This window comes from Robiginitalea sp. (genome assembly GCF_049588695.1).
Taxonomy (GTDB): Bacteria; Bacteroidota; Bacteroidia; order Flavobacteriales; family Flavobacteriaceae; genus Robiginitalea.
In genome coordinates this window covers 1-2424 of sequence record NZ_JBAVZJ010000508.1, presented here as the reverse complement: position 1 = coordinate 2424, position 2424 = coordinate 1, and the positions used below count along the sequence as shown (strand labels likewise).

General features: G+C 49.3%; 2 protein-coding genes. Both read left to right on the top strand.

The window, feature by feature from the left end:
* Positions 1-1686, top strand: a 1686-nt coding sequence (locus WBV75_RS11790; protein WP_424120790.1) for a cytochrome c oxidase subunit I, incomplete at its 5' end; no start/stop codon positions are given.
* 100 nt (positions 1687-1786) lie between these two features.
* Positions 1787-2424, top strand: a 638-nt coding sequence (locus WBV75_RS11785) for a GIN domain-containing protein (protein ID WP_424120789.1), incomplete at its 3' end; no start/stop codon positions are given.

Sequence of the window (2424 nt, the reverse complement as noted above, 5' to 3'; positions counted from 1 at the left end):
ATCATGGGGTTCATTGGGATAGCGATGTCTTTGCTTTTCCGGATGCAGCTTGCCTGGCCGGGAGAGTCCTTCCCGCTTTTTGAAGCTGTTCTGGGAAAATGGGCCCCGGATGGGGTTATGGATGCAGATATCTACCTGGCACTGGTGACGATCCACGGGACAATCATGGTCTTCTTTGTACTGACCGCCGGATTGAGCGGAACCTTTAGTAACCTGCTGATACCCCTGCAAATCGGGGCAAGAGATATGGCCTCTGGCTTTTTAAACATGCTGTCTTACTGGATGTTTTTTATCTCCAGTGTCATCATGATTATCTCACTCTTTGTCGAGGCAGGGCCTGCAGCTGCGGGTTGGACCGTCTATCCTCCCTTAAGTGCGCTTCCGATGGCGCAACCGGGTTCTGGAATGGGGATGACCCTTTGGCTGGTGTCGATGGCAATCTTTATCGCATCCTCCTTACTGGGATCCCTGAATTATATCGTAACGGTAATCAACCTGAGGACCAAAGGGATGTCCATGACCCGCCTTCCACTGACTATATGGGCATTTTTTGTCACGGCTATTATCGGGGTGATTTCCTTTCCGGTTCTGCTTTCCGCAGCTTTGTTGCTGATCATGGACAGGAGCTTTGGAACCTCTTTTTTCTTATCGGATATCTTTATCCAGGGCGAAGTTTTACATTACCAGGGGGGCTCTCCGGTATTGTATGAACACCTCTTTTGGTTCCTCGGACACCCGGAGGTTTATATTGTAATTCTTCCCGCCATGGGAATTGTTTCCGAAGTGATGTCGGTCAATGCGCGTAAACCTATTTTCGGATACCGGGCCATGATTGCCTCTATCCTCGCCATCGCATTTCTTTCGACCATTGTTTGGGGACACCATATGTTTATTTCCGGAATGAACCCCTTCCTTGGATCTGTATTTACCTTTACAACCTTGCTGATCGCCATTCCGTCTGCAGTGAAAGCTTTTAACTGGATTACGACGCTCTGGAAAGGGAATCTGCAGCTCAACCCGGGCATGCTGTTTTCCATAGGTATGGTTTCTACTTTTATCACCGGAGGACTGACCGGGATCATCCTTGGAGACAGTACACTGGACATCAACGTGCACGACACCTACTTTGTGGTGGCCCACTTCCACCTGGTGATGGGTATGTCTGCGTTGTATGGCCTTTTTGCCGGCGTTTATCACTGGTTCCCAAAAATGTTCCAGGGCCGTATGATGAGTAAGAACCTCGGGTACGTCCATTTCTGGATTACAGCTGTAGGGGCTTATGGGGTTTTCTTCCCTATGCACTTTGTGGGAATGGCCGGCGTGCCGAGAAGGTACTACCAGAATACGGCCTTCCCGATGTTCGATGAACTTGTGGATGTACAGGTATTGATGACCGTATTTGCGATTATTACCGCCCTGGCACAGTTGATCTTCGTATATAACTTTGTCCGTAGTATATTCTATGGGGAGCGTGGAACTCAAAATCCATGGAATGCCACCACTTTGGAGTGGACGGCACCTCAGGAACATATCCACGGGAACTGGCCAGGTGCCATCCCGGAAGTCCATCGCTGGAGTTATGACTACAGTAAAACTTTTGAAAATGGGGATTATATCCTACCCGGGCAGGATTTTGTGCCCCAGGATGTCCCCCTGCAGGAAGGGGAAGAGGAGTTGCAGCATTAGCCCTGTACCAAAAAAAATCAGGCCCGCCAACGCGGGCCTTTTTTAATTCGCCCATCCCGGGTTTTCGGGATTTGTATATCTTTAATCTTAAAGAGGATTTATGGCCATGAGGAACTGTATGCGTTTGGGACTATTGATTTTCGTACTCTTAGTATGCAGCCCGGGTTACGGGCAGCGCAAACCAAAGATTAAAGGCAATCGCAGCGTGACTACTGTGGATAAGCCGTTAAATGCTTTTTCCCACCTGCAGGTTACCGATGATCTTGAAGTGGTCCTGGAACCTGGAAATCAGGAAGCCGTGCGAATTGAGGCCGACGACAACCTTATCGATATTCTGAGGTTTGAGCAGGATGGCGATACCCTGAAGATTTCGTCTTTCTATACCATTACCGGAAGTAAAGAACTGAATATCATCCTTACCTACCAGAACCTTAAAACCCTTAGGGTAGAGCACGGAGGTGTCGTAGCAGAACAGAGTATTGATGCCGGGGCTTTCGATATTCATTTGTCGGAGGGGGCTACTGCCATCTTAGCGGTGCGTGCGGCTCAAGTGCAGCTCGATATGGAGGGGAATGCTTCGTCCGAACTCAATATTGTTTCAGATTCCCTTGTAGCGCGTTTTGCAGACCAGTCCAGGGCCTTTATTTACAGCAGTGAAGGTGCCTTGGATTTTTCGCTCTCCGGGCGGGCAGCAGTTACACTTGAGGGTACCGGTAAATCCCTTACCCTGTCCATGAC